7 protein-coding genes are annotated in these 6,327 nt (G+C 69.9%); 4 read left to right on the top strand and 3 right to left on the bottom strand.

The genetic code is table 11. The features are described 5' to 3' along the window. Nucleotides 1–224: 224 nt before the first annotated feature. Nucleotides 225–932 (bottom strand): hypothetical protein, encoded by a 708-nt coding sequence (locus ABT299_RS09880; protein ID WP_500250401.1) that lies wholly within the window; start codon nucleotides 930–932, stop codon nucleotides 225–227. Between the two features lie 313 nt (nucleotides 933–1,245). Between ABT299_RS09880 and ABT299_RS09875 the strand changes: the two genes are divergently transcribed. Beyond that, nucleotides 1,246–1,524, top strand: coding sequence for an NUDIX domain-containing protein (locus ABT299_RS09875; RefSeq protein ID WP_500250400.1), 279 nt, complete (start codon nucleotides 1,246–1,248; stop codon nucleotides 1,522–1,524). On the opposite strand, the gene ABT299_RS09870 is transcribed toward ABT299_RS09875, so the two are convergent. Together ABT299_RS09870 and ABT299_RS09865 are read right to left on the bottom strand one after the other, a co-directional pair. Then, a complete protein-coding gene (locus ABT299_RS09870; RefSeq protein ID WP_500250399.1) occupies nucleotides 1,499–2,827 on the bottom strand; it encodes an outer membrane protein assembly factor BamB family protein in 1,329 nt (442 codons plus the stop codon). The genes ABT299_RS09875 and ABT299_RS09870 overlap by 26 nt on opposite strands. 480 nt (nucleotides 2,828–3,307) lie before the next feature. Next, nucleotides 3,308–4,300: a quinone oxidoreductase family protein gene (locus ABT299_RS09865; protein ID WP_500250398.1), complete on the bottom strand. Its 993-nt coding sequence runs from the start codon at nucleotides 4,298–4,300 to the stop codon at nucleotides 3,308–3,310. 54 nt (nucleotides 4,301–4,354) lie between these two features. Here ABT299_RS09865 and ABT299_RS09860 point away from each other — a divergent pair, with 54 nt between their 5' ends. The 3 genes from ABT299_RS09860 to ABT299_RS09850 all read left to right on the top strand — a co-directional run bounded on the left by ABT299_RS09860 (nucleotide 4,355) and on the right by ABT299_RS09850 (nucleotide 6,209). Then, nucleotides 4,355–4,831, top strand: a complete 477-nt coding sequence (locus ABT299_RS09860; protein WP_500250397.1) for a MarR family winged helix-turn-helix transcriptional regulator — start codon at nucleotides 4,355–4,357, stop codon at nucleotides 4,829–4,831. 89 nt (nucleotides 4,832–4,920) lie between these two features. Next, the gene (locus ABT299_RS09855) at nucleotides 4,921–5,493 is read left to right on the top strand and encodes a carboxylesterase family protein (protein WP_500250396.1); all 573 of its coding nucleotides are present in this window, start codon (nucleotides 4,921–4,923) and stop codon (nucleotides 5,491–5,493) included. 14 nt (nucleotides 5,494–5,507) lie between these two features. Continuing rightward, entirely contained in the window at nucleotides 5,508–6,209 is a 702-nt protein-coding gene (locus ABT299_RS09850; RefSeq protein ID WP_500250395.1) for a hypothetical protein, read from the top strand. Nucleotides 6,210–6,327: the final 118 nt, after the last annotated feature.

The following is a 6,327-nucleotide window of genomic DNA, read 5'->3' as shown; positions in this document are numbered from 1 at the left end:
AGGTTCTTCTTCGTCGATGAACCCATCTACCGGAGACCTCACTACTTAGAGATCACGACACACCGTCACACACCCGACTTCGAGACACGGCCTAGGAGGAGTCTGGCCCTGCCCCGCGTCTGGGCACGTTCGTTGCGCGGGGTCATCGTCCGGACATGGGCGGAACGATCAACCCGCGGCGTGGAGTCGACCGCGCGGGTCGTGGAGGGCCTGCGCGCCAGCGGTCAAGGCCGGGCCCGGTCGGCTTTGACGATCTTCGCGTTGATCGTCTTGGCCAGTTCCGGTTCGACGACAGTGCTCTGGAAGCGGCCGAGGGCGCTTCTGTCGTCGTCGAGATCAAAGGCGGTGGATCTGCCGCCGTGCCTTACGTGCAGCTTGCGGCCGCGCAGTGCGGTCGTGGAGTAGGCCTGCAGGAGGTCGAAACTCACGTCATAGGCCAGCTGGCCCTTTCGGCAGGTCATGGGCTGGCCCATGATCCCCGCCGCGCAGTTCTCGGCGCCGAGGGCGCCGGGCACGTCATTCCGGTGGGAGACCAGGTTCGACCAGTTCATGTCCACGACCTCGGGACGCGCGTCGATCTCCTCCGCCACTCCGATGACGACCCCATGCAGCCCGGGCAGCTCGAACTTGTACGTACAGCCACCACGTGGCGCGGTCAGGGGGCCGCCTGTGGCGTCGAACGCGTTCATCGTGCTCAGCCTGACCTCGCCGCCCGTCCTCTGGATCCGGACCGCCTGCGGCAGGACGGCCCGGATCTCCGCGTCGCTGAGGAACGCGCACGCGTCCGGCCAGCCGGTTCCGTCGACGAAGCCGTCCGGCCGGCCGACCGTTCCCGGGTCGATGCGCGTGGCGCCCGGCTTGGCGGTTCCGACCAGCAGCGGTGGCGCATGCTCGGGCTGTTCCGGAGCGCACGCCCTCCAGGCGACGAACACGACCGCTCCGATCAGCGCCAATGCCACCAACTGGCAGCCCCTGCCCACGCTCCCCACCTGAGATGGGCCCGGCGTTCCAGCCGCACTCATCCGCGCTGCTCCCTCCGTAGCGGCATGGTGACGATGATGCCCATCCGCGATTACAAAGCGCTTACGGTCAATGGTCAGGGTCATGGTGGACGGGTCCGCCAGGTGCGCACCGTCTCGACGGTGGAGGCGATCAGCGGCCGGGAAGCCACGATCGCCCGGTGCCATGGACGGACCCCACCACCTGGTTCGAGCAACTGCCCGCCTGCTGCCTGGGGCTACGGGCATGCTGCTCACCGGTCCGCAGCGGCACGTGCTGCAGGTGAAGACGCACTACCGCCCCGACTGGGGCCTGCCCGGCGGTGTCGCGGAGGACAACGAACCGCCGCACCTGGCATGCGCCAGGGAGATCTACGAAGAAGTGGGACTGGCCCGTCCAGCCGGCCCGCTCCTGCCCGCCGACAGCGTGGCGACCGGGCTCGTTCACCTCCCGCGCCCCGGTGGGGGCTTGGTCTCGACGGCGCGCCTTCCAATGCCGATCACCGTGATCGGTGGCCGCCTGTGAGAAGTACGGAGGGGCGTTCGCCGCCGTTGGGCTCGGGGTTGGAGTCCGCGACCACGAGGGTGCCGTAAGCCCCTCCAGCCAGCGTCGGGAAACCGGCGCCCTCGAACATCGGAAGTTCCTGCTGCCCTGCGTCCCCACCTGTCGCACTGAAGGTGAGCACCTTGATCGGACGCGGCTCCTTCTCGATGACGCGCACCTGGCCGGCGATCACCATGCCGGCTTGCAAGACGACCGAGTCGCCGAGTTCACGCCGCCATAGCAGTCGCCCGTCGATGGCGCGGTACAACGCGACCTTCCCGCCTTCCTGGTCGGTGACCACCACCAGGCCGGCGGCCGCGGTCACGGCGTCCGGCCCGCCCGAGGACGACCATTGGTCGACACGCCACAACGGCCGTCCCGACCGTGAGTCGATCAGCCGGTAGCCGTGACTTCTCACGTCGCCGTCCTGCTTGTCCTGCAGGAGCTCGTGGTCCCCGGCCGGTAGCAGCGAACCGCCGGGGAAATGCTCGAAGCCCTGGAGCGGCTGACCGGACGGGGCGAGCAAGGTGCTGTAGGTGTAGTCCGCCGCTTGGCCGCCGTACTCCAAGCAGTCGACGTCCAACGACAGCAACCCGGTCTGGACCTCGATGCCGTCCTGCACCGCGTCCCGGTAGAAGCAGTTTCGAGGCGCCTGCCGCGTCCACGCCCGCCGGCCGGACGCGGCGTTGTAGGCATCGACTTCGCGGTCCTGGACGGCGGCCACGAGCAGGCGCCCGTCCGGGCCGGTGAGCCCGCCGGCCTCGACGTGCACCTTCTCGGTGCTCATGAGGTGCGCGGCCGCGGACCGGTTCGGCAGCTCGACATGCGTGCGGTGGCCGGACGGCACGTCGACGACGGTGAGACGGCGGTCGCTCCACACGACGGCGACGCGCCTGCCGTCCACCTTCCACACCGAGGCGACGCTCACCCGCCCCGGCCTGCTCAGGTTCCACCACGTGCGGCCGCCGGCCAGGTCGACGGCCCGCACCCCCCGACCGTGCTTCTCCACCACCGCGCCCGCCGCGAGCACCGGATCCACGACGTCCCCGAAGTACCGCGCCCCCTCGGACGGCACGTCGTCCACCGCCTTCGGCGGCGCACCGTGCAGACCCGTCATGCGCTCCCAGGGGCTGAACCACCACAGGCCCGCGCCCGCCAGGAGCACCACCGCAAGGACGCCCCCCAACGCGGCGATCGTCCTCGCCGGCCATCTGCGCCGTGGCGTCCGGACGGGCGCGGACGCCGGCCCGGCCACCGCGGACGGGGACTGCTCGTCCTCATCCATGAGAAAGGCTCCTTCCGGTCAGTTCCGTCGAGAACGGTACGGGAGACCGCGTGCACCGGCATGGTCGTCGGACGACCGCACTCGTCCCTTCATCGGACAGGTCGATCGGCGTTTCCGGAGTCACCCGGCGATACGCCACGCCGCGCGTGGAAGCCCGGACCACGGGGATGGCCCCGACTTCACCGACCCGGGGCCTGTCCACTCGGTTGGTCAGGGCGGCGAACTTGCCGGGCTGGTAGGAGCTGCTGGGGTCGCGGACGACCACATTGAGGCGCTTGTCGGCGTTGATCGGGGTGATCAGGGAGAGCAGCGCGGGAGGTTGCCTCGAGCATCGCGGAACTTGAGGTGGCGATCCCAGTCTTCGTTGTGGCAGGTGAGGGGTGCGGTCGCTTATCGGCGCGCGGTGGGTGTCGTGACGAAAGGCCGCCTTCGGGTTTATGCGTGGGGCGGCCTTCCAGTTGGTGTGTCTGCGGGTTGCGGTCAGGTGATTCGGAGGATGGTCTTGCCGCGCGCGGCACCGTTGGCGAGTCGCTCGATGGCCGTGTCGAGGTCGGCCGGTTCGTATTCGGCGGTGATGTCGATGTGGACCTGGCCGTCGGTCAGGAGCCTGAAGGCCTGGTGAGCGCTGGCGGCGAGGCGTTCGGGGTGGGTCTGGCTCAGTAGGTTGCTGTTGTAGGTCAGCAGGGATTTGCCCTGCGTGAGCAGGTCGTTGGCGGAGACTTCGACGGGCTCGAAGGTGGCGATGTTGCCGTAGACGACCAGTCGGCCGTGGGGGGCGAGGCGTTCCAGGCTGGCGTGGCGGGTGGGGCCGCCGATGGGGTCGAGGATCACGTCGAACTGGTCGTCGGCGAGTGCTCGGGGGAACTGCTCGCGCATCAGCACTTGGTCGTAGCCGAATGGTGCGGCGTAGTCGGCCCGGTCCTGGTTGCTGACGATGCCGACGATTGCCGCGGCTCCGGCGGCCTTGGCGAACTGGGCGGCCAGGGTGCCGACGCCGCCCGCGGCGGCGTGGATGAGCACGCGGTCGCCGGGCCGTACGCGGGTGACGGTGTTGATCAGGTCGTAGGCGGTGGGGGTGATCCAGCCGAAGCCTGCGGCGACCCGTGGGTCCAGGCCGGTGGCCTCAAGGGTGAGCACGGCGGGTGCGATGACGACTTCGGCGTAGGCGCCGGCGCTGGTCAGCGCGGTGACCGGTGTGCCGATGCGGGCCGGGTCGATGCCGTCACCGACTGCGATGATGTGCCCGGCGGCTTCGAAGCCGGGGACGAACGGGCGGGGCACGGGGAAGTGGCCATTGCGGACCAGCACGTCGCCGTACTGGATTCCAGCGTAGGCGACTCGGATGGCCACCTGGCCGGGGCCGGGGGTGGGCTCGTCGAGGTCGGTGAGGTGGAACCGGTCGTCGGTGCCGAGCACGACAGCCTTCATGATTGAAGCCTCCTGAGTTGACTCAGTATCCTGATAGTCGACCACGGTAGGAGTATCAGGATGCTGAGTCAACACAGTGAATTGTGAAAGTGGTGTGTGATGGCGGAGATCCCGGTCGAGGAGTATCTGTGCACCCGGATCAGGCGCACCGAGCAGGCGCTGATGGGGCACCACGAGGCGGTGCTGCGCAGGCACGGGCTCACCATGACGCAGTACACGGTGCTGCTGGTGCTCGTCCGTGAGGGCGGCATGTCCGGCGCCCAACTCGCCCGTGCCTGCGGCGTCACCCAGCAGACCATGGCCACCGTGCTCACCGGCCTGCAGAACAAGAACCTCATCACCCGCGAGCCGTCCCCTGTGCACGCCAAGGTGATGATCGCCAACCAAACCGCGGCGGGCCGCGAGCTGCTGGACCGCGCCTACCAAGAGGTGATCGTGCTGGAGCGTGCGCTCACCGATGCGTTCACCCCCGCCGAACACGCCGCCTTCTGCGAACTGCTGGAACGTGCGACAGCCATCTTGATCGAGCAGACTCCGCGGTCCTCTTCCGCGTCCGGGACCAAGCCCGCCACCTGAGCTCCCTCGACGGTCAGGTCACTGACCTGCGGCCCTCACCGCTACCAGGGTCACTGGCAACGTGCCGGTCGAGTGAGGCGCGCAGTTGCTTGAGGACCCCGGAGGCCAGCGGCGCGCGCCTGCCCGTGACGGTGTTCGTGCACAGCAGCGGCTTCGTGGCGGGCTCCACCCGTTCGGAGATCTACGACGGCGCCGCCTTCGCCCGCGACGGGGTCGTCCTTGTGACGCTGAACTACCGGCTGGGCGTCCAGGGCTTCCTCGATCTGCCCGGAGCGCCCGCCGGCCGCGGCCTGCTCGACGTGATCGCCGCTCTTCGCTGGGTGCGGGAGAACATCGCCGCTTTTGGCGGCGACGCCGACCGCGTCACGCTGCTCGGCCAGTCCGCGGGCGCGACGACCGTGGGCGGCGTGCTGACCTCGCCCGAGGCCGGGTCCGCCGGTCGGCGGCGGCTGTGCCGGCGCGCGATCGTGCAGAGCGGCAGCGGCCTGGGCGCCTTCACACCCGAGCAGGCCGCCCGCGTGACCCGCGCCGCGCCCCGGGAGTCGAGCCGCACGCAGGCGCCTTCGCCGCCGTCCCCGACGGGCCACTCGTCGAGGTCACGGGCGAACTGCCGGGCATCGATCCGCGGACCGAGGCGCACACCGACCCGCTCATCGGGCTGAGTCCGTTCAGCATCGTGCTCGACCGGCAACCGGCCGAGGCCGTCGCCGCGGGCGACGGAGCGGACGTCGACCTGCTGGCGGGCACCAACACCGAGGAGGACAACCTCTACCTGGCTCCCTTCGGGAACCTGTCCACCTCGACGGCGGCGGATGTGGACGCCACCGCCGCGCGCTCGCACACGCGGCCAGCCCCGCTCGTCGAGGCCTACCGCAGGGCCAGGCCGCACGCCTCCGCCGGAGAGCTGCGCTCCGCCATCATGGGCGACGCCCTGTTCGGCGCCGGAACCCGGCGACCGGTCGACGCGCACGTCCGGCGCCACCTACCGCTCCTCGTTCGCGTGGCGCTCGAACGCCCTCGGCGGCGAACTCGAGGCCTTCCACGCCGTCGAGCGTTCGTCTCCGACGTCACCGGACTGCTGTCCCTCCGCGGCCCCGGCGCCATCCTCGGGCCGGACGAGCCGCCGACGGACCTGGCCGCCCGCATGCACGCGGCCTGGGCGCCCTCCGCCGCCACTCATCCAAGGCGTGCGCAGGGGCCCGCTCGTCCAGGTGTCGGGCCAGCTCCCTCACGCCCCGGTACCGGCACTGTCATCGGCGCCACCGTCGTCGAGCAACGGGCCGCCTTCCACACAGGACGCCCCGTACCGCATGAAGTGCTGATCGCACCGCGGCGCCCGACGAAAAATCGTTGGCCCGAAAGGTGGAGTGCGCGATGAGGTGGCGCCATGGATGATGCATTGGAGTGCGCGAAGTCCCGTTCGAGACTCTCGTCCAAGAAACGTCGTCGGGGCTGGTAGAGCCCTGCCACCTGGTCATACGGGATCAGAAGACGTG

The organism is Spirillospora sp. NPDC000708 (genome assembly GCF_040299565.1).
Lineage (GTDB): Bacteria > Actinomycetota > Actinomycetes > Streptosporangiales > Streptosporangiaceae > Spirillospora.
The sequence above is the reverse complement of the archived record's forward strand: the minus strand, read 5'-3'. Positions and strand labels throughout refer to the sequence as shown.

Bases quoted from the DNA above. Each gene is read 5' to 3' on its own strand.
- ABT299_RS09875 (WP_500250400.1), top strand. From the start codon at position 1,246: ATGCTGCTCACCGGTCCGCAGCGGCACGTGCTGCAGGTGAAGACGCAC.
- ABT299_RS09860 (WP_500250397.1), top strand. From the start codon at position 4,355: ATGGCGGAGATCCCGGTCGAGGAGTATCTGTGCACCCGGATCAGGCGC.
- ABT299_RS09870 (WP_500250399.1), bottom strand. From the start codon at position 2,827: ATGGATGAGGACGAGCAGTCCCCGTCCGCGGTGGCCGGGCCGGCGTCC.